Here is a 19,432-nt window from a genome sequence, read left to right as displayed (position 1 = left end):
CCGGCTCTAGACTTCTCAGTTGTGGTGGAGGACGCAGTGACCAAGTCGCCCCGCGGTGTACGCGTCCGCCGTGCGGTTTGCAGGGCTTTGTTCGTCGTCGGTGGCGTGATCACGCTCGTCTGCGTGCTGCTGCCGATCGCGTGCTGGCGTGATGACGTGGCCATCGAGCGGTCGATGGGGCAGGCGGTCGCGCAGGTCGACTCCGTGTCCTTCAACCGGACCGTTGTGCGCTACGCCACACCCGACGGGCGCGTGATCATCCCGTCGCAGGGCGTGCTGTACCCGGACGGGCTGAAGGTCGGGGACAACGTGCGGGTCGAGTACGACCAGACGAACCCCGAACTCACCCGCGTCGCCGGCCGGACGGCGACTCTCAGCTTGCTTCCCGTTGGAACCTTCCTCGTGATCGTCTGGATCGTCATCGCCGCCGTTGTGACAGTTCTACGCAGATTCGGCGTCCGGGTGTAACATCGGGGCATGGCGGATGACCTGGAGCTGCGCTTCGAGCGCACCGTGCGGTCCGAATCGCGCATCGAACCGCGCGACTGGATGCCCGACGGCTACCGCAAGACCCTGATCAGGCAGATCGCCCAGCACGCGCACTCCGAGATCATCGGGATGCAGCCGGAGGGCAACTGGATCAGCCGCGCGCCCTCGCTGCGCCGCAAGGCGATCCTGCTCGCGAAGGTGCAGGACGAGGCTGGACATGGGCTTTACCTGTACTCGGCGACCGAGACGCTCGGCGCCGACCGCGAGGACCTGACGACCAAGCTCATCGAGGGCCGCCAGAAGTACTCCTCGATCTTCAACTACCCGACGCTCACGTTCGCCGACGTCGGCGTCATCGGCTGGCTGGTCGACGGCGCCGCGATCTGCAACCAGGTGCCGCTCTGCCGCACGTCGTACGGGCCGTACGCGCGCGCCATGATCCGCATCTGCAAGGAAGAGTCGTTCCACCAGCGTCAGGGCTACGAGCTGCTGATGACGATGATGAGCGGCACCCAGCAGCAGCGCGACATGGTGCAGGACTCGGTGAACCGCTGGTGGTGGCCTGCGCTGATGATGTTCGGCCCGCCGGACGCCGAGTCGACGAACACCGAGCAGTCCATGGCGTGGCGGATCAAGCGCGACACCAACGACGAGCTGCGGCAGAAGTTCGTGAACATGAGCATGCCGCAGGCCGAGAAGCTCGGCGTGACCTTCCCGGACCCCGAGCTCAAGTGGAACGAAGAGCGCGGCGAGTACGACTTCGGTCAGCCCGACTGGGACGAGTTCTGGCAGGTCGTCAAGGGCGGTGGCGTCTGCAACGAGCAGCGCATCGCCCACCGCCGCAAGGCGCACGAGGACGGCGCGTGGGTCCGTGACGCCGCGGCCGCGCACGCTCAGAAGCACGCACGTAAGGAAGGTGCCGCGTGAGCACGTCTTGGCCGCTGTGGGAAGTGTTCGTGCGCGGCAAGCGCGGGCTGAACCACGTGCACGTCGGTTCGCTGCACGCGCCGGACGCGGAGATGGCGCTGCGCAACGCCCGTGACGTCTACACGCGTCGCAACGAGGGCGTGTCGATCTGGGTGGTGCCCGCGACGGAGATCACCGCGTCCTCGCCGGACGAGAAGGACCCGTTCTTCGCGCCCGCGGGGGACAAGGTCTACCGGCACCCGACGTTCTACGCGATTCCCGAGGACGTGCCGCACCTATGAGCTTCGACAACGCTTATGAGTCGCTTCTCGGCCACGAGGACGCGCATTGGGCGTTCGGAACGGGCTTCTCGGAGGCCCTGTCCGGCGTCAACCGCGAGTTCTCCGAGGGTGTCGATCGCGAGGCCCTCGCCGCGTACTGCCTGATGCTCGGCGACGACGCGTTGATCTTCTCGCAGCGCCTCTCGGAGTGGTGTTCGCGCGCTCCCGAGCTGGAAGAGGACATCGCGCTCGCCAACATCGCGCTGGACCTGCTCGGCCAGGCCCGCATGCTGCTGACGCGCGCCGGCGAGGTGCTCGGCCGGGACGAGGACGCCCTGGCCTACCTTCGCGACGAACGCGAGTTCCGCAACGTGCACCTGGCCGAGATCGACTGCGGTCCTGGGCCCGGCGGCGACTTCGCGACGACCATCGCGCGCCTGCTGGTGTTCTCGTCGTGGCGGCTCGCCTTGTTCTCGCGCCTGCGTGGCTCGGCCGACCCGGTCCTCGCCGCGATCGCCGAGAAGGGCCTCAAAGAGCTGGCCTACCACCGCGACCACGCCGCTCAGTGGACCGTTCGCCTAGGCGACGGCACCGACGAGTCGCACCGCCGCATGCAGGCTGGTCTGGAACGCGTGTGGCCGTTCGTGGACGAACTCTTCGCGACGCACTCGGTCGAAGCCACGCTTCAGGGCGTCGCCGTCGACCCGGCCTCGCTGCGGTCCGAAGTGGACGGTGTGCTGGAGGCGGTGCTCAGCGCCGCGGGCCTCACGCGTCCCAAGGACACCCGTGCCGCTCGTGTCGCGGGCATGGCGGGCCGCGACGGCGTGCACACCGAGGTCATGGGCTACCTGCTCGCCGAGATGCAGCACCTGCACCGTTCGCTGCCGGGAGCGGTCTGGTGACGACGGCACTGGAGGTCGCGTCGGCCGTGCGGGACCCGGAACTCCCGGTCCTCACGCTGGCCGACCTCGGCGTGCTCCGCGAGGTGTCCGAACAGGACGGTCGCGTCGTCGTCACCATCACCCCGACCTACTCTGGCTGCCCCGCGATCGACGAGATGGGCGCTGACCTGCGCCGATCGCTCGTCGGCGCCGGTTACGCCGAGGTCGAGGTGCGCCTGTCGCTCTCCCCGGCCTGGACCACGGACTGGATCAGCGACGAGGGCCGTTCGAAGCTGGCCGCCGCCGGCATCGCGCCGCCGTCCCGAATCGGCCCGGCGGTCGCGGGCCCGATCCCGCTGAACCTGGTACCGCCGTCACGCCAGGTCGCGTGCCCGCAGTGCGGCTCGCTGAACACCTCGGAGATTTCACGGTTCGGCTCGACCGCGTGCAAGGCCCTGCGCCGCTGCCACGCCTGCGCCGAACCGTTCGAGCACGTCAAGGAGATCTGAGTTGTCGCGCCGCGCCGCCTTCCACAAGCTCACGGTCGCCCAGGTGGACCGCCTCTGCGACGACGCCGTGGCCGTCACCTTCGACGTGCCGGCAGACCTCTCGGAGGACTTCGCCTTCACCGCGGGCCAGTACCTGACCTTGCGCCAGGGCGACGAACGCCGCTCGTACTCGATCTGCGCCCCCACCGGCGCCGCCCCGCGCATCGGCGTGCGGCGAGTAGACGGCGGCCAGTTCTCCACCTGGCTGGTCGACCGCGTGGCCCCCGGTGACGTGCTCGAAGTCCTGCCGCCCCTGGGCAAGTTCACGCCGACCGGCGTCGGCACCCACCACGGCCTGGTCGTCGCGGGCTCCGGCATCACCCCGGCCCTGTCGATCGCCGCGACCGTGCTGGCCACCGGCGCCCGCGTGACCCTGATGTACGGCAACCGCAGCACGAACACGGTGATGTTCGCCGACGAGCTGGCCGACCTGAAGGACCGCTACCCGGCCACGTTCCAGCTGATCCACGTCCTGTCCCGCGAACCGCGCGACGTGGAACTGTTCACCGGCCGCCTCACTGCTTCCAAGCTGACGGCCCTGTTCGGCAGCGTCGTCCCGTTCGACGCCATCGACGAGTGGTGGCTGTGCGGCCCCTACGAGATGGTGCAGGACGCCACGGCCGTGCTGCGCGATCGCGGCGTTGCCACTGACCGCGTGCACCACGAACTCTTCTACGTGGACGAGCCACCACCCCCACCCCGCCGCACGGAAGCCGTGGTGGACGCCGCGGCCTCGGTCACGGTCGTGTTGGACGGCAAGTCGACCACGCTGCCCCTGCCCGCCGACGAGCCGATCCTGGACGCCGCCCAACGCGTTCGCGCCGACCTGCCGTTCGCCTGCAAGGGCGGGGTGTGCGGCACGTGCCGTGCGTTGGTGACCGAGGGCAGCGTCGAGATGCGCCGCAACTACGCGCTCGACGAGTCCGAGGTGGCGGCGGGATTCGTGCTGACGTGTCAGGCGTTGCCGACCAGCGAGTGCGTGACTGTCGACTTCGACGCCTGAGTTCTCCGACGAACGGGCGATGAACGTGGCACGATCAGTGCCATGGGGGTCGTCGTCCGCTCAACGCTCTGGGGTGCCGGTATCGGTGCCCTGCTGATGGGCGCCCTCACCACGGCCGTCGAGGTGAGCGTCCCGAGCGAGAACCCGTCCTCGCTCCCCGTCACGATCATCGCGATCCTCACCATCGTCTTCATGTTCGGCGCCATCCCCGGCGGGGTCCTCGGCATCGCCGTCGGCTTCATCCGCCGCTCGGCCCAGCGGCCGAGTCAGATCCAGCGGCCGATGCACCCGCCGTTGCCGCAGCAGCCCTACGACATGTGGTCCGACCTGGTCGAACGGTGTGCGGAGTCGACGCGCCGGGTCGCCGCCGCCGTGCAGACCGTGCCGAAGTCGGCGGCCAAGGACTGGCTGCAGCGGATCAGCGAGCAGCTCACCAAGGAGCTCGACGACGTGCGCGGCATCGCTCAGCTCGGGCGGGCGCTCGGCGCGGTCGACAGCCAGCACCCGGTCTACCAGCGGTTGCTGAAGGCCACGCACGACTTCCACCAGTTCGAGAACGAGGTCGGGCGGGTGGCGTTGCAGATGTTCGACCACCCGGAGCTGGACGAGGCGCGCACGCACCTCGAGGTGCTGGAGAAGCAGCTTCCTCAGCTGTCGGCCTGAAGCGCGGACTGCCACCAGCCCAGCACCTCGTCGGCTGCCTCGGGAGCGGCGACCAGTAGTCCGTCCACGGGCAGTTGAGCGCCCTCGCCGCGTCTGTCGAGCACGACCGCACCCGACTCCACGGCCAATGACACCGCACCGGCCACGTCCCACTCGTGGTAGCCGTGCAGCACGGCCGCCGCCACGTGACCCAGCGCCACTTGTGCGACGGCCAGGCATTTCGAGCCGAGAACGCGCACGCCCGTGCCTGCTATCGCTGCCGTGGAGATGAACTCGCCCATGCCGGGCCACGGACCGGTGCGCGTCATCTCGGTGCACACGACAAGAGAGTCGCCTTGGCGTTCGGTCAGGCGGATCGGGGTGCCGTTCGCGCGCATGCCACGGCCGCGGGCGGCGGCGTAGATCTGCGAGCGGTACGGGTCGGCGACGACGCCGACCACCGGGCCCCAGCGGTCCACCAACGCCAGGCTGTAGGCACACCAGGGCATGCCTGCCGTGTAGTTCGCAGTGCCGTCGACGGGATCGACGACCCAGCGGAACTCGGAGTCGCTCGGCGCGTCCCCGGAGTCGGAGTTCTCGCAGAACACCGGGATCGACGGGAACTCCTTGGTGAGCACGCGCCGGGTGTGGCGTTCCAGGGTGCGGTCGGTGTCGGTGACCCAGTCGAACGGTGACTCGCCGGAGTCGGGACGCACGCCGCGGCCGGCGGTGGCCATGATGACGTCCGAGGCGTCGTTCGCCAGGCGACCGGCCACTTCCAGCGCGATGGACACGAGGCCGGGGTCGACCGGGTGAGCGGGACGGGACGACAAGACGGTCATGCTGGCCTAGTTTCACCGCGTCGGATGACCGGGAACCCAAGCGCAGATGACGAATCGACGATCACCTGGCCACGACGTGAGGTGTTCCGTCCACGTCAAATCTGAGGTCACGCGGACTTCATGCGGGCACCTCATGGTGTCCCTGTGCGAGTAGCGATCGTGACCGAGAGCTTCCTGCCTCAGGTGAACGGCGTCACCAACTCCGTGCTCCGCGTGCTGGAGCACCTGCGCCGCAACGGCCATCAGGCGCTGGTCGTGGCGCCCGGTGCCGGCGCGGACGAACACCACGGCACGCCCGTCGTCAGAGTGTCTGCGGTCGACGTGCCGATGGTGACCAGTCTGCCCATCGGCGTTCCCAGCCCGAGAGTGCTGCACGCGCTCGCCGACTTCCGGCCCGACGTCGTGCACCTCGCGTCGCCGTTCGTGCTGGGCGCGTACGGCCTCAGAGCCGCGCGCAAGCTCGACGTGCCGACCGTCGCGGTCTACCAGACCGACGTGGCCGGGTTCGCCGGCAACTACGGCCTCGGGCTCACCAAGCGCGCGGCGTGGCGGTGGACCAAACGCCTGCACACGCTGGCGGACCGCACGCTGGCACCGTCGAGCTCGGCGGTCGAGGCGCTGGAACACCACGGCGTGCCGCGCGTGCACCGGTGGGGCCGTGGCGTCGACATCGACCTCTTCCACCCGCGTCCCAGGCACAACGACGAGCTCACCATCGGCTACGTCGGTCGCCTCGCGCCGGAGAAGCAGGTCTCCAGGCTCAAGGAACTGCACGACCTGCCGGGCGTGAAGCTGCGGATCGTCGGCGACGGCCCGGACCGCGAGCAGCTCGAGAAGGACATGCCGAACGCGGAGTTCCTCGGTTTCCGCACCGGCCACGAACTTGCCGAGGCTTACGCGTCGTTGGACGTCTTCATCCACACGGGCCCGCACGAGACGTTCTGCCAGGCCGTGCAGGAAGCCCTGGCGACCGGTCTGCCGGTGCTCGCACCGAACGCGGGCGGCCCGCGCGACCTCGTTCGGCACGGCCGCACGGGCTACCTCTTCGAAGAAGACATCGCGCAGTACGTGGACCTGCTCCGCGACCCGATGCTGCGCAAGCGGTTCGGTCTGGCGGCCCGCAAGTCGGTGCTCTCCCGCACCTGGCCGGCGATCTGCGACCAGCTGATGGGCCATTACGCCGCAGTGATCGGACTAACTCACCAGGCGGCCGCTTGAGGATCGTGCAGCTCGCCAACTTCTACGGCCCCAAGTCGGGCGGCCTCCGCACCGCGCTGCACCACCTCGGCACCGGCTACGCGCAGCTGGGCCACGAGGTGGTGCTGGTCGTGCCGGGCCCCCGTCACGCCGACGAGGAACTGCCGGGCGGAGTCCGCCGCATCACGCTGCCCGCGGTCAAGATCCCGTACACCGGCGGCTACCGCGTGGTGGACCCGTGGCGCGTCAAAACCCTGATGGAACACCTTCGACCGGACCGCCTGGAGGTCTCCGACCGCCTGACCCTGCGCGGCATGGGGGCGTGGGCGAGCGAGCGCGACATCCCGAACGTGGTCATCTCCCACGAACGCCTCGACCGCCTGCTGCAGTTCGTGCTGCCGACCACCCCGGCCGTCCACGCCGCGGACTGGGCGAACCGCCGCATGGCCGCCTCCTACGACACCGTCGTCTGCACGACAGGTTTCGCCCGCGAGGAGTTCGAACGCATCGGCGCCTCGAACGTCACCCAGGTCCCGCTGGGCGTGGACCTGGCCACGTTCACCCCGAGCCGCCACTCCGCAGATCTTCGCCGAGACCTCTTGCAGGGCAAGGAGAACCTGCTGATCCACTGTGGACGCCTGTCGCCGGAGAAACACGTGGAACGCTCCGTCGACACCCTCGCCGAACTGCACGAACAGGGCCACTCCACCCGCCTGGTGATCGCCGGCGACGGCCCAAGACGCGCCTCGCTGGAAAAGCGGGCGGCGGGCTTGCCGGTGACGTTCCTGGGCTTCGTGAAGTCCCGCCTGGACGTGGCCTCCCTGCTGGCGTCAGCAGACCTGTCCCTCGCGCCAGGCCCACACGAAACGTTCGGCCTGGCCGCGCTGGAAGCCCTCGCGAGCGGCACCCCGGTGGTCGTCAGCCAGAGCAGCGCTCTGAAGGAGATCGTCCAACCGTCCTGCGGCGCCGCGGTCCCCGACGACGCCCCGGCCTTCGCCTCCGCGGCCCAGCGCCTGCTGACGTCAGGCTCGAGAGAGGCCGCCAGAGCCAGAGCCGAGGAGTACCCGTGGCACACGGCGGTGGACGGCATGCTGACCGCCCTGAAGGTGCCCTGAAGATGATCTCAGCGAGCCTGACTTAGTCTCTAGTCATGTCGCGAGCCGGCCTGGACAAGAACCCCCGCGAAGTAGCCGAGATGTTCGACGGCGTGGCCAAGGGCTACGACCGCACGAACTCGGTCATGACGCTGGGCTTCGACCGCCGCTGGCGGGACTGGAGCAGGCGCGTCCTGGACGCCCGCCCGAACGAGAAGGTCCTGGACCTCGCCGCGGGCACCGCGGTCTCCACGGTCGAGTACGCCGCCTCCGGCGCCTGGTGCGTGGCGGCGGACTTCTCCGTCGGCATGCTCGCCTCAGGAGCCCACCGCCGTGTCCCGAAGGTGGCGGCGGACGCCCTCCGCCTGCCCTTCAAGGACAACTCGTTCGACGCGGTCACGGTCTCCTTCGGCATCCGCAACTTCAACGACACGGTCGTGGCCCTCCGGGAGATGGCCCGTGTGACCAAGCCGGGCGGCCGCATGGTGATCTGCGAGGTCTCCACGCCGGTCTGGAAGCCGTTCCGCTTCGTCTACATGCGCTACCTGCTCAAACTCCTCCCGCTGATCGCGAAGTTCGTCTCGAGCAACCCGGTCGCGTACTCGTACCTGGCCGAATCCATGGCCACGTGGCCCGACCAGCGTTCGCTCGGCGAGCTCATCTCGCAGGCGGGCTGGGAGGACGTGGCCTGGTTCAACCTGACCGGCGGCATGGTCGCCCTGCACCGCGCGACGAAGCCGAAGCCGAAGGCGGAACCTGAGGCCGCAGCGGAGTCGACGGCCTGAGGCACTGCCCTCGCAAAGCAACCACGTACGAGTCCGGGCGTGGCGATGCGAAGCGAGCCGTCTGAACCTTCAGGGCTGGGTGGCGGTGCACCCCGCTCATGGCGATTGGGGCTTGACCTTGAGGGGCTGGGTGCCACCCTGTCTGGGCTCGGCCGGGGCGCTCTTCACCCCGGTCTTTGAGGCCGACTACGCGCCCAGCTAGAGGCTCAAGGTCAAGCCCCAATCGCAACCCCGCACTTCGTCACTACCCGCGCAACCACCCCCGCAAGGCGACCGCCCGCACGGAACGTGACCAACCCCGCTGGAACGTGACGCACGCACGCCGCTAGACCCGCTCGGCAACGAGACCCTCAGCAATGTCCGGTTAGAGTCGCCAGCAGAAGCTGTGACCGGTACACGCAGGGAGTCTGGATGAGCAGGCGCGGGATCAACGAGGACGCCGACGTCATCGTGGTGGGGGCGGGACCGTCGGGCTCGACCGCGGCCACCTACCTCGCCAGGGCGGGCCTCGACGTTCTCCTCCTGGAGAAGAGCACCTTCCCCAGGGAGAAGGTCTGCGGCGACGGCCTGACCCCTCGTGGCGTCAAGCAACTCATCGACCTGGGCATCGACACCCGCGAGAGCAACGGCTGGCTCCACAACAAGGGGCTCAGGGTCGTCGGCGGTGGCGTCACGATGGAGCTGGACTGGCCGGATCTGGCCACGTTCCCGAACTACGGTGTCGTGCGTCCGCGGATGGACTTCGACGAGATGCTCGCGAACGCGGCGAAGGCGGCCGGCGCGCGCATGCACGAGCACACCACGGTCACCAAGGCCATCATCGAGAACGGCCGGGTCGTCGGCGTCGAGGCCAAGCAGGGACCGGAAAAGAACCCGGTCACCTACCGGGCCCCGATCGTCGTCGGTTGTGACGGTGTGTCAGCTCGTTTGGCTCTGAGCATCGGCCTGCAGAAGGACGACGCCAAGCCCATGGGCGTGGCGGTCCGGCGCTACTACAACAGCCCGCGCACCAAGGACGACTACCTCGAGTCGCACCTCGAGCTCTGGGCTCCGGACGGCCAGCTGCTGCCCGGCTACGGCTGGATCTTCGGCATGGGCGACGGCAGCGTGAACGTCGGCCTGGGCATTCTCAGCACGTCAAAGGCCTACGGGACGACCGACTACCGCCAGCTCCTGCGCAGCTGGCTCGACGGCACGCCGGAGGAGTGGGGCTTCCGCGAGGAGAACGCGACGAGCCGCATTGGTGGCGCCGCGCTTCCCATGGGCCTCAACCGCAAGCCGCACTACCGCGCGGGTCTGCTGCTCGTCGGCGACGCCGGCGGCATGGTCAACCCCTTCAACGGCGAGGGCATCGGCTACGCCATGGAGTCGGCCAAGATCGCCTCCGAGTCGATCGTCCAAGCGCTTGCGCGGACGGGCGTCAACCGTGAACGGGCGCTGCACGGCTACCCGGTCCGGATCGAAGAGGCGCTCGGCAGTTACTACCGGCTCGGGAACGTCTTCTCGAAGCTCATCGGAAACCCGGCGATCATGCGGACCGCAACGAAGTACGGAATGCCGCGGAAACGCCTGATGAAACTGGTGCTCAAGCTCCTGGCGGGCCTCTACGACCCCAAGGACGGCGACTCAATGGACCGCCTGATCGTGGCCGCCACGAAGCTCGCTCCCAGCGCGTAAATTACTCCGATTAGGTGACGGCACCGGCTCAATACGAGCCGGTGCCGTTTCGCATGTGTCCACCACGTTAAAGCCCCAGGTCAGACCCTGTGATCTAGGTCATTTACAGGCGTTCTACACTGGCGGGCGACCTTGTGAATCACTTCACAACAGTCTGAACAAGCTTGTGAACTGTTTCACAAGCGTTTGTTAGGTTCGCCTAACAAACGCGCTGGAGAACAACACCCTTAGGGTGCGGGCGACCGCGAGGAAAGGACGACGGAGCGTGCTTGACCCTTACCTCCCCCTCGTATTGATGTTCGCGCTCGCCGGGGCGTTCGCACTGTTCTCGGTGACCGCGGCTCCCTACATCGGACCGCGCCGCTACAACAAGGCGAAGCTCGACGCGTACGAGTGCGGCATCGAGCCGAGTCCGCAGCCCGTCATCGGTGGTGGGCGCATGCCCGTCGCCTACTACCTGACGGCGATGCTGTTCATCTTGTTCGACATCGAAATGGTCTTCCTCTACCCGTTCGCCGTAGCGGCCGACAAGCTCGGCCTGTTCGGGCTGGTGGAGATCGTCCTGTTCGTCGCCACGGTCGGCTTCGCGTACGTCTACGTGTGGCGTCGCGGCGGCCTCGACTGGAACTGAGGAAGTCATGGGTCTCGAGGAGAAGCTCCCGAACGGCATCCTGCTGGTCAGCGTCGAGAAGCTGGTCAACTGGACCCGCAAGTCCTCGCTGTGGCCTGCCACCTTCGGCCTGGCCTGCTGCGCCATCGAGATGATGACGACGGGTGGTCCGCGGTACGACCTGGCCCGCTTCGGCATGGAGGTCTTCCGGGCCTCACCGCGCCAGGCGGACCTGATGATCGTGGCCGGCCGCGTCACCAACAAGATGGCGCCGGTGCTGCGGCAGATCTACGACCAGATGCCCGAGCCGCGCTGGGTGCTGGCCATGGGCGTGTGCGCCAGCACTGGCGGCATGTTCAACAACTACGCGGTGGTGCAGGGCGTCGACCACGTCGTGCCCGTCGACATGTACCTGCCGGGCTGCCCGCCGCGGCCGGAGATGCTGATGGACGCGATCCTCAAGATCCACGCCAAGATCATGGACGAGCCGCTCAACGCCGTGCGCGCCAAGGCACTCGCCGACTCGGGCTACCGCACCGATCTCATCCCGTCGTCCGAGCGTTTTGCGAGGAAGAAGTGACCGAGCCAGGGGGCGAGCACTCCAGCGTCAACCGCGCGGGAGAAGACCTCGAGAAGACCAATCCGACAGACGCCAAAGCGAAGGCGCCGATCTTCGCGGGCAAGGACCGCCAGGGACTCTTCGGCGTCTCCGGCTCCGGTGACACGTCGGGCTTCGGTGGCCTGCGGCTGCCCGCCCACGTCGCCGCGCCCGCCGAGCGCCCGTTCGGTGGCTGGTTCGACGAGGTCGCCGACGAACTGTTCGCGTCGATCGCGGACAAGGGCCTGCCCGCCGACACGGTGCAGCAGGTGACGGTCGACCGCGGCGAGATCACCTTCTACCTCAAGCCGGAGACGCTGCTGGAGGTCGCGCGGATCTTCCGCGACACCCCGGCGCTGCGCTTCGAGCTCTGCAGCTCCGTGTCCGGTGTGGACTACGGCGCCGACGTGCCGCAGCGCCTGCACTCGGTCGTGCACCTCACGTCGATGACGTATCGCCGCCGGGTGCGGCTGGAGGTCGCGGTCGACGTCGAGCACCCGCACGTGCCGAGCCTCGTCGAGGTCTACCCGACGGCGGACTGGCAGGAGCGCGAGACCTGGGACATGTTCGGGATCATCTACGACGGTCACCCCGGACTGACCCGCATCCTCATGCCGGACGACTGGGACGGACACCCCCAGCGCAAGGACTACCCGCTGGGTGGCATCCCGGTGGAGTACAAGGGCGCGGAGATTCCTCCGCCGGACCAGAGGCGGTCCTACTCATGACCGAGCGGCTTTCCGACGCGACGACGGGCACCGACACGAGCGGGCCCGGCCGCGACTCCGTGGAGACCAAAGAGACTCCCGAGATCGCCGACTCCCGGAAGACCACCGAGGGCACCGTCTACACGGTGACCGGTGGCGACTGGGACGAGGTGCTCGCGGACGCGGTCCACGACGAGCGCATCGTCATGAACCTCGGCCCGCAGCACCCCTCGACCCACGGCGTGCTCCGCCTGGTCCTGGAGCTCGAGGGCGAGACGGTCACGCACGCCCGCAGCGTCATCGGGTACCTGCACACCGGCATCGAGAAGAACCTCGAGTACCGGAACTGGGTCCAGGGCGTCACCTTCATCACGCGCACCGACTACCTCGCGCCGCTGCACCACGAGGCCGCGTACTGCATGGCCGTCGAGAAGCTGCTCGGCGTCACGGTGCCGGACAAGGCGCAGGCGATCCGCGTGCTGCTGATGGAGATCAACCGCATCAGCTCGCACCTCGTCGCGCTCGCCACCGGCGGCATGGAGCTCGGTGCCCTCACCGGCATGACCTCCGGCTTCCGCGAGCGCGAGGAGGCCCTGCACCTGCTGGAGCACCTCACCGGCCTGCGGATGAACCACGCGTTCATCCGTCCCGGTGGTCTCGCGCAGGACCTGCCGGACGACGCGGTCGAGAAGATCACCGCGTTCGTCAAGATCATGGAAAAGCGGCTGCCGGACTACGACAAGCTGCTCACCGGTCAGCCGATCTGGCGCAACCGCATGGCGGGCGTGGGTTACCTGCCCGTCGACGCGTGCCTCGCGCTCGGCATCACCGGCCCGATCCTGCGCTCCGCCGGCCTCGCCTGGGACCTGCGCAAGATCGAGCCGTACAGCGGCTACGAGAACTACCAGTTCGACGTACCGACCTCGAACGCGGCGGACTGCTTCGCGCGGTACCTGCTGCGGCTCGAGGAGATGCACCAGTCGCTGCGGATCATCAAGCAGGTCGTGAAGAGCCTGCCGACCGGTCCGGTCATGGTCGAGGACGCGAAGATCGCGTGGCCGGCCCAGCTCACGATCGGCAGCGACGGCATGGGCAACTCGCTCGAGCACGTCCGCAAGATCATGGGCCAGTCCATGGAGTCCCTGATCCACCACTTCAAGCTGGTGACCGAGGGCTTCAAGGTTCCGGCGGGCCAGGTCTACGTGCCGGTCGAGTCGCCGCGCGGCGAGCTCGGCTACCACGTCGTCTCCGACGGCGGCACCAGGCCGATGCGCGTGCACCTGCGCGAACCAAGCTTCGTGAACCTCCAGTCGATGCCCGCGATGTGCGAAGGCGGCATGGTCGCCGACGTCATCGCGTCCGTCGCCTCGATCGACCCCGTGATGGGTGGTTGCGACCGATGACTCAGGCACAGGACACCGCCTTCGATCAGTCCACTGTGGACAGGGCGCAGGCGATCGTCGCTCGTTACCCGCAGGCCCGCAGCGCGCTGCTGCCGATGCTGCACCTCGTGCAGTCGGTCGAGGGCTACGTCTCGCAGGACGGCATCCGGTTCTGCGCCGGACAGCTCGACCTGAGCGAGGCCGAGGTCAGCGCGGTCGCGACGTTCTACACGATGTACAAGCGCAAGCCGTGCGGCGAGCACCTGGTCAGCGTGTGCACGAACACGCTGTGCGCGGCGCTGGGCGGCGACGCCATCTACTCGACCCTCTCCGACCACCTCGGGGTGGGCCACGAGGAGACCGCGGGCGAGCCGGGCACGCAGGGTTCGATCACGCTGGAGCACGCCGAGTGCCTCGCCGCGTGCGACCTCGGCCCGGTGCTGCAGGTCAACTACGAGTTCTACGACAACCAGACGCCGGACAAGGCGCTGGGACTCGTGAAGGCGTTGCAGTCAGGGGACAAGCCCGCCCCGACGCGCGGCGCCCCGCTCACCGACTTCAAGCAGGCCGAGCTCCAGCTCGCCGGGTTCTTCGAGGGTCGCGACGCCGACCTCGACGGCCCGTCGGCGGCGCCGGAGACGCTGGCCGGTGCGCAGATCGCCAAGGACCGCGGCTGGGACGCGCCGAACACGCCGTCCACGGTCGAGTTCCCTGCCCTGCCGGAAAAGAAGTAGGGAAGACAATGGTTGACCCGCTGACTCCTGTTCTCACCAAGCGCTGGACTGAGCCCAAGTCCTGGACCATCGAGACCTACGAGCGCACCGGTGGCTACACCGCCCTGCCCAAGGCGCTGACGGCCCACCCGGACCAGCTCATCCAGCAGTGCAAGGACTCCGGACTGCGCGGCCGCGGCGGCGCGGGGTTCCCCACCGGCATGAAGTGGGGCTTCATCCCGCAGGGCGACGGCAAGCCGCACTACCTCGTCATCAACGCCGACGAGGGCGAGCCCGGCACCTGCAAGGACATCCCGCTGATGATGGCGGACCCGCACTCGCTGATCGAGGGCGTGATCATCACGTCGTTCGCCATCCGCGCGAACTTCGCGGCGATCTACGTCCGCGGCGAGGTCCTGCACTGCATCCGCCGCCTCAACGCGGCGGTGCGCGAGGCGTACGCCAAGGGCTACCTGGGCAAGAACATCCTCGGCAGCGGGTTCGACCTCGACGTGGTGATCCACGCCGGCGCCGGCGCGTACATCTGCGGCGAGGAGACCGCGCTGCTCGACTCGCTGGAGGGCCGTCGTGGCCAGCCGCGACTCAAGCCGCCGTTCCCCGCGACCTCGGGCCTCTACGCGTCGCCCACTGTCGTGAACAACGTCGAGACCATCGCGTCGGTTCCCTTCATCGTCAACGGTGGCGCCGACTGGTTCCGCGAGATGGGTCGCGACCGCTCACCCGGTCCGAAGATCTACTCGCTGTCCGGTCACGTGACGCGCCCCGGCCAGTACGAGGCGCCGATGGGCACCACGCTGCGGCAGCTGCTCGACATGGCCGGTGGCATGAAGGACGGCATCCCGATCAAGTTCTGGACGCCGGGTGGTTCGTCCACCCCGCTGTTCACGGCGGAGCACCTCGACGTGCCGCTGGACTTCGAGGGTGCCGCCGAGGCCGGTTCGATGCTGGGCACCACCGCCCTGCAGATCTTCAACGAGACCGTGTCCGTGCCGTGGGCCGTCATGAAGTGGACGGAGTTCTACAAGCACGAGTCGTGCGGCAAGTGCACGCCGTGCCGCGAGGGCACGTACTGGCTCGTGAAGATCCTGCAGCGGATGGTGGCGGGCAACGGCACGGCGAGCGACATCGACACGTTGCTCGACGTCTGCGACAACATCCTCGGCCGCTCGTTCTGCGCGCTGGGTGACGGTGCCGTCAGCCCGATCACCAGCGGCATCAAGTACTTCAAGGACGAGTTCCTCGCCCTGTGCGACCAGAACTCCAAGGTCCTGGCTGGAGCGAACGCATGACCATCGCGCCTGACAAGCCCACCGCAGCCGAGGTTGTCGTGCCAGAGGGTCACGTCAAGCTCGTCATCGACGGCGAGACGGTCGTCGCGCCCAAGGGCGAGCTGCTGATCCGCACGGCCGAGCGCCTCGGCACGGTCATCCCGCGCTTCTGCGACCACCCGTTGCTGGAGCCCGCCGGCGCCTGCCGCCAGTGCCTCGTCGAGGTCGAGATGGGCGGCCGGCCGATGCCGAAGCCGCAGGCCTCCTGCACGATGACGGTCGCGGACGGCATGGTCGTGAAGACCCAGCTGACCTCGCCCGTCGCGGACAAGGCCCAGCAGGGTGTGATGGAGCTGCTGCTCATCAACCACCCGCTGGACTGCCCGATCTGCGACAAGGGCGGTGAGTGCCCGCTGCAGAACCAGGCGCTCGCCCACGGCCGCAGCGACTCCCGCTTCCACGAGCACAAGCGGACGTTCCCGAAGCCGATCAGCATCTCCACGCAGGTGCTGCTCGACCGCGAGCGTTGCGTGCTCTGCCAGCGTTGCACCCGGTTCTCCGCGCAGATCGCCGGCGACCCGTTCATCGAGCTGCTGGAGCGCGGTTCGCAGCAGCAGATCGGCATCGCGCAGGAGAAGCCGTTCCAGAGCTACTTCTCCGGCAACACCATCCAGATCTGCCCGGTCGGCGCTCTGACGAGCGCTGCCTACCGCTTCCGCGCGCGGCCGTTCGACCTGGTGTCGGCGCCCGGTGTGTGCGAGCACTGCTCCTCCGGTTGCGCCGAGCGCACCGACTACCGGCGGGGCAAGGTGCAGCGCAAGCTCGCCGGCGACGACCCGCAGGTCAACGAGGAGTGGATCTGCGACAAGGGCCGGTTCGCCTTCCGCTACGCCACGACCGGTGACCGCATCAGGCGTCCGCTGGTCCGCGACGCCGAGTCCGGTGAGCTGCGCGAGTCGTCCTGGACCGAGGCGCTGCAGGTCGCGGCGGCCGGTCTGACGGCGGCCCGCGAGGCGAACGGCGTCGGCGTGCTGACCGGTGGCCGGCTGACCGTCGAGGACGCCTACGCGTACTCGAAGTTCGCCCGGATCGCGTTGCACACCAACGACATCGACTTCCGCGCCCGGCCGCACAGCGCCGAGGAGCTGGAGTTCCTGTCCGGCACCACGGTGTTCACGAACCCGGAGACCGGAGTCACCTTCCAGGGCATCGAGTCCGCACCGGCCGCGCTGCTGGTCGCGTTCGAGCCCGAGGAAGAGGCGCCGATCGTCTTCCTGCGCCTGCGCAAGGCCGCTCGCAAGGGCACCACGAAGGTCTTCCACCTCGGCCAGTACACGACCCCGGCCGTCGAGAAGACCTACGGCACGCTGCTCGCCTGCGTGCCCGGTGCCGAGGCGAACGCCATCAACGCGTTGCCGGAGCACGCTTCCGACGTCGTCGACCTGCTCGGCAAGCCCGGTGCGGTGATCCTGGTCGGCGAGCGCGCCGCCGAGATCCCCGGCGCGTTCTCCGCGGTCGCCAGGCTGGCCGAGCGCACGGGCGCCAAGGTCGCGTGGATTCCGCGCCGTGCCGGTGAGCGCGGTGCGCTCGCGGTCGGTGCCACGCCGAACCTGCTGCCCGGCGGCCGTCACGTCGCGAACGCCGCGGCGCGCACCGAGGTCGAGCGCACCTGGGGCGTCGAGGAGGGCTCGCTTCCCGCGACGCCCGGCCGCGACACCACGGGCATCCTCGAAGCCGCCGCGAACGGCGAGCTGTCCGGTCTGCTGATCGGTGGCGTCGACCCGTTCGACCTGCCGGACCCGCGGCTCGCGGAGAAGGCCCTGTCGGGCGCCGGTTTCGTCGTGAGCCTGGAGCTCCGGCCCAGCGCGGTCACCGCGTACGCCGACGTCGTGCTCCCGATCGCCCCGGTGGTCGAGAAGTCCGGCAGCTTCCTCAACTGGGAGGGCCGCCGCCGCGAGTTCGGCGCGACGCTCGAAGGCACCGGCGCGCTGCCGGACTGCCGCGTGCTCGACACCCTCGCGGTGGAGATGGACGCGGACCTGTTCACGCAGACGCCCGCCGCCTCGGCCGCCGACCTGGCCCGCCTGGGCGAGGGCACGCCGAGCGGTTCGTCGCTCAACGTCGCCGCGCCGCTGGTGTCCCCGGCCGGTGCCGGCAAGGCAGTGCTCGCCACGTGGCACCGCCTGCTCGGCAACGGCTCTCTGCAGGTCGACGAGCCGAACCTCGCCGGTACGGCCCGCCCGGTCGTCGCGAAGGTCGCCGTGACCACCGCACAGCAGTTCGGCCTGGAGAACGGTGGTCAGGTCACGGTCTCCACCGACCGCGGCGCGATCACGCTCCCGGTCGAGACCGACGACCTGCCCGAGGGCGTCATCTGGCTGCCCACCAACTCGGGTGACGTGACCGTGCGCCGCACGCTCGGCGCGGGCCACGGCTCGATCGTCTCCGTCAGTGGGGTGAAGTCATGACCCAGCAGTTCGTCGCAGCGGAGATCGGCGAGACCGCCAAGCTCCTCGCCGACGACCCGATCTGGCTGGTGCTGATCAAGGTCGTCGCGATCTTCGCGTTCCTCGTGGTCATGACTCTGTTCATGATCAACTGGGAGCGCAAGGTCGTCGCGCGGATGCAGCACCGCCCCGGCCCCAACCGGGTCGGCCCGAACGGCTGGCTCCAGTCGCTCGCGGACGGTCTGAAGCTCGCGTTCAAGGAAGACATCCGCCCGGTCCTCGCGGACAAGTGGGTGTTCTTCCTCGCGCCGGTGATCTCCTGCATCCCCGCGTTCCTCGCGTTCTCGGTGATCCCGCTCGCGGGCGAGGTCAACCTGTTCGGCCAGCAGACCGCGCTGCAGCTCGTCGACCTCCCGGTCGGCGTGCTGGTGGTGCTGGCCTGCTCCTCGATCGGCGTCTACGGCATCGTGCTGTCCGGCTGGGCCTCCGGCTCGCCGTACCCGCTGCTCGGCGCGCTGCGGTCGGCCGCGCAGGTGATCTCCTACGAGATCGCGATGGGCCTGTCGATCGTCGCGGTGATCATGTTCACCGGCTCGATGTCGACCGGTGACATCGTCGGCGCGCAGGCGACCACCGTGCTCGGGTTCGCGCCCGGCTGGTTCGGCCTCCTGCTGTTCCCCAGCTTCGCGATCTACGTCGTGTCGATGGTCGGCGAGACCAACCGCGCCCCGTTCGACCTCCCCGAGGCCGAGTCGGAGCTCGTCGGTGGTTTCCACACGGAGTACAGCTCGCTGAAGTTCGCGCTGTTCTTCCTCGCCGAGTACGTCAACATGGTGACCGTCTCGGCGCTCGCGACCACGCTCTTCCTCGGCGGCTACCACGCCCCGTGGAGCGGCGAGTTCATGAACACCGGCTGGTGGGGCCTGCTCTGGTTCATCATCAAGACGCTGGGCTTCCTGTTCATCTTCATCTGGCTGCGCGGCACGCTGCCCCGCATGCGCTACGACCAGTTCATGCGCCTGGGCTGGAAGGTGCTGGTCCCGACCAGCCTCGTCTGGATCATGGCCGTCGCGGTCATCCGCACCGGCGCGATCCAGCAGCTCTCCACGGCACAGCGGCTCATCGCGCTCGGCGTCATCGTCGGCCTGGTGCTGCTGGTCTCGTTCCTGCTGCCGGACAAGAAGGTCCAGGACACCAAGGGCGTTCCGCTCGCGGGTTCCGGCTTCCCCGTCCCGCCGCTCGACCTCGTCGTTCCCAAGGCCGCGCCGAAACGCAAGGTCAAGGTCGCCACTCTCCCCAAGGAGACGGCAGCCGTCACCACCGGTAAGGAGGCTGAGTAGG

20 protein-coding genes are annotated in these 19,432 nt (G+C 68.7%); 19 read left to right on the top strand and 1 reads right to left on the bottom strand.

The window, feature by feature from the left end:
- Positions 1-36 precede the first annotated feature (36 nt).
- The 7 genes from ACH413_RS24285 to ACH413_RS24255 are packed head-to-tail and all read left to right on the top strand — an operon-like array spanning position 37 to position 4,771.
- Positions 37-468, top strand: a complete 432-nt coding sequence (locus tag ACH413_RS24285) for a DUF3592 domain-containing protein (protein WP_360045148.1) — start codon at positions 37-39, stop codon at positions 466-468.
- 9 nt (positions 469-477) lie between these two features.
- The gene (gene paaA / locus ACH413_RS24280) at positions 478-1,416 is read left to right on the top strand and encodes a 1,2-phenylacetyl-CoA epoxidase subunit PaaA (RefSeq protein WP_360045145.1); all 939 of its coding nucleotides are present in this window, start codon (positions 478-480) and stop codon (positions 1,414-1,416) included.
- Positions 1,413-1,697 carry a 1,2-phenylacetyl-CoA epoxidase subunit PaaB gene (gene paaB / locus ACH413_RS24275; RefSeq protein ID WP_090065945.1) on the top strand — a complete coding sequence of 95 codons (285 nt, stop codon included), beginning with the start codon at positions 1,413-1,415 and terminating at the stop codon, positions 1,695-1,697. Before paaA ends, paaB begins: the two co-directional genes overlap by 4 nt.
- On the top strand, positions 1,694-2,578 hold the full coding sequence (paaC, locus tag ACH413_RS24270; protein ID WP_360045141.1) for a 1,2-phenylacetyl-CoA epoxidase subunit PaaC: 885 nt from the start codon (positions 1,694-1,696) through the stop codon (positions 2,576-2,578). The genes paaB and paaC overlap by 4 nt, the downstream gene beginning before the upstream one ends.
- Positions 2,575-3,066, top strand: a complete 492-nt coding sequence (gene paaD, locus ACH413_RS24265; protein ID WP_360045138.1) for a 1,2-phenylacetyl-CoA epoxidase subunit PaaD — start codon at positions 2,575-2,577, stop codon at positions 3,064-3,066. Before paaC ends, paaD begins: the two co-directional genes overlap by 4 nt.
- A gap of 1 nt (position 3,067) precedes the next feature.
- Positions 3,068-4,108 (top strand): 1,2-phenylacetyl-CoA epoxidase subunit PaaE, encoded by a 1,041-nt coding sequence (paaE, locus tag ACH413_RS24260; RefSeq protein ID WP_360045135.1) that lies wholly within the window; start codon positions 3,068-3,070, stop codon positions 4,106-4,108.
- Positions 4,109-4,150: 42 nt separating this feature from the next.
- Entirely contained in the window at positions 4,151-4,771 is a 621-nt protein-coding gene (locus tag ACH413_RS24255) for a hypothetical protein (RefSeq protein ID WP_360045132.1), read from the top strand.
- Here the strand turns inward: ACH413_RS24255 and ACH413_RS24250 are convergent.
- On the bottom strand, positions 4,756-5,592 hold the full coding sequence (locus tag ACH413_RS24250) for an inositol monophosphatase (RefSeq protein ID WP_360045129.1): 837 nt from the start codon (positions 5,590-5,592) through the stop codon (positions 4,756-4,758). The genes ACH413_RS24255 and ACH413_RS24250 overlap by 16 nt on opposite strands.
- Positions 5,593-5,736: 144 nt before the next feature.
- Here ACH413_RS24250 and ACH413_RS24245 point away from each other — a divergent pair, with 144 nt between their 5' ends.
- From ACH413_RS24245 to nuoH, 12 genes are all read left to right on the top strand, one after another.
- A complete protein-coding gene (locus tag ACH413_RS24245; RefSeq protein WP_360045126.1) occupies positions 5,737-6,810 on the top strand; it encodes a glycosyltransferase family 1 protein in 1,074 nt (357 codons plus the stop codon).
- Entirely contained in the window at positions 6,807-7,904 is a 1,098-nt protein-coding gene (locus ACH413_RS24240; protein WP_360045123.1) for a glycosyltransferase, read from the top strand. The genes ACH413_RS24245 and ACH413_RS24240 overlap by 4 nt, the downstream gene beginning before the upstream one ends.
- A gap of 35 nt (positions 7,905-7,939) precedes the next feature.
- Positions 7,940-8,668, top strand: a complete 729-nt coding sequence (locus tag ACH413_RS24235) for a demethylmenaquinone methyltransferase (protein ID WP_360045120.1) — start codon at positions 7,940-7,942, stop codon at positions 8,666-8,668.
- A 411-nt stretch (positions 8,669-9,079) separates the two neighbouring features.
- Entirely contained in the window at positions 9,080-10,345 is a 1,266-nt protein-coding gene (locus tag ACH413_RS24230; RefSeq protein ID WP_360046986.1) for a geranylgeranyl reductase family protein, read from the top strand.
- A 265-nt stretch (positions 10,346-10,610) separates the two neighbouring features.
- The gene (locus ACH413_RS24225) at positions 10,611-10,976 is read left to right on the top strand and encodes an NADH-quinone oxidoreductase subunit A (protein WP_360046987.1); all 366 of its coding nucleotides are present in this window, start codon (positions 10,611-10,613) and stop codon (positions 10,974-10,976) included.
- Between the two features lie 7 nt (positions 10,977-10,983).
- Positions 10,984-11,535, top strand: a complete 552-nt coding sequence (locus ACH413_RS24220) for an NADH-quinone oxidoreductase subunit B family protein (RefSeq protein ID WP_086666372.1) — start codon at positions 10,984-10,986, stop codon at positions 11,533-11,535.
- Positions 11,532-12,281, top strand: coding sequence for an NADH-quinone oxidoreductase subunit C (locus ACH413_RS24215; protein ID WP_360046988.1), 750 nt, complete (start codon positions 11,532-11,534; stop codon positions 12,279-12,281). Before ACH413_RS24220 ends, ACH413_RS24215 begins: the two co-directional genes overlap by 4 nt.
- Complete coding sequence (locus tag ACH413_RS24210; RefSeq protein WP_360046989.1) at positions 12,278-13,663, top strand: NADH-quinone oxidoreductase subunit D; 1,386 nt, start codon at positions 12,278-12,280, stop codon at positions 13,661-13,663. Before ACH413_RS24215 ends, ACH413_RS24210 begins: the two co-directional genes overlap by 4 nt.
- Positions 13,660-14,376, top strand: a complete 717-nt coding sequence (gene nuoE / locus ACH413_RS24205) for an NADH-quinone oxidoreductase subunit NuoE (protein ID WP_360046990.1) — start codon at positions 13,660-13,662, stop codon at positions 14,374-14,376. The genes ACH413_RS24210 and nuoE overlap by 4 nt, the downstream gene beginning before the upstream one ends.
- An 8-nt stretch (positions 14,377-14,384) precedes the next feature.
- A complete protein-coding gene (gene nuoF / locus ACH413_RS24200) occupies positions 14,385-15,665 on the top strand; it encodes an NADH-quinone oxidoreductase subunit NuoF (protein ID WP_360046991.1) in 1,281 nt (426 codons plus the stop codon).
- Positions 15,662-18,112, top strand: a complete 2,451-nt coding sequence (locus ACH413_RS24195; protein WP_360046992.1) for an NADH-quinone oxidoreductase subunit G — start codon at positions 15,662-15,664, stop codon at positions 18,110-18,112. The genes nuoF and ACH413_RS24195 overlap by 4 nt, the downstream gene beginning before the upstream one ends.
- Before the next feature lie 23 nt (positions 18,113-18,135).
- Positions 18,136-19,431: an NADH-quinone oxidoreductase subunit NuoH gene (gene nuoH / locus ACH413_RS24190; RefSeq protein ID WP_093605932.1), complete on the top strand. Its 1,296-nt coding sequence runs from the start codon at positions 18,136-18,138 to the stop codon at positions 19,429-19,431.
- Position 19,432 lies beyond the last annotated feature (1 nt).

The organism is Lentzea sp. NPDC020367 (assembly GCF_044387305.1).
In the GTDB taxonomy this organism is placed as follows: Bacteria; Actinomycetota; Actinomycetes; order Mycobacteriales; family Pseudonocardiaceae; genus Lentzea.
This window is presented reverse-complemented; position numbering and strand designations above follow the sequence as displayed.

What these genes read in the sequence shown, in the direction of transcription:
- paaA (WP_360045145.1), top strand. Translation starts at nt 478, where the DNA reads ATGGCGGATGACCTGGAGCTGCGCTTCGAGCGCACCGTGCGGTCCGAA.
- paaC (WP_360045141.1), top strand. Translation starts at nt 1,694, where the DNA reads ATGAGCTTCGACAACGCTTATGAGTCGCTTCTCGGCCACGAGGACGCG.
- ACH413_RS24255 (WP_360045132.1), top strand. Translation starts at nt 4,151, where the DNA reads ATGGGGGTCGTCGTCCGCTCAACGCTCTGGGGTGCCGGTATCGGTGCC.
- ACH413_RS24250 (WP_360045129.1), bottom strand. Translation starts at nt 5,592, where the DNA reads ATGACCGTCTTGTCGTCCCGTCCCGCTCACCCGGTCGACCCCGGCCTC.
- ACH413_RS24235 (WP_360045120.1), top strand. Translation starts at nt 7,940, where the DNA reads ATGTCGCGAGCCGGCCTGGACAAGAACCCCCGCGAAGTAGCCGAGATG.
- ACH413_RS24230 (WP_360046986.1), top strand. Translation starts at nt 9,080, where the DNA reads ATGAGCAGGCGCGGGATCAACGAGGACGCCGACGTCATCGTGGTGGGG.
- ACH413_RS24220 (WP_086666372.1), top strand. Translation starts at nt 10,984, where the DNA reads ATGGGTCTCGAGGAGAAGCTCCCGAACGGCATCCTGCTGGTCAGCGTC.
- ACH413_RS24210 (WP_360046989.1), top strand. Translation starts at nt 12,278, where the DNA reads ATGACCGAGCGGCTTTCCGACGCGACGACGGGCACCGACACGAGCGGG.
- nuoE (WP_360046990.1), top strand. Translation starts at nt 13,660, where the DNA reads ATGACTCAGGCACAGGACACCGCCTTCGATCAGTCCACTGTGGACAGG.
- nuoF (WP_360046991.1), top strand. Translation starts at nt 14,385, where the DNA reads ATGGTTGACCCGCTGACTCCTGTTCTCACCAAGCGCTGGACTGAGCCC.
- ACH413_RS24195 (WP_360046992.1), top strand. Translation starts at nt 15,662, where the DNA reads ATGACCATCGCGCCTGACAAGCCCACCGCAGCCGAGGTTGTCGTGCCA.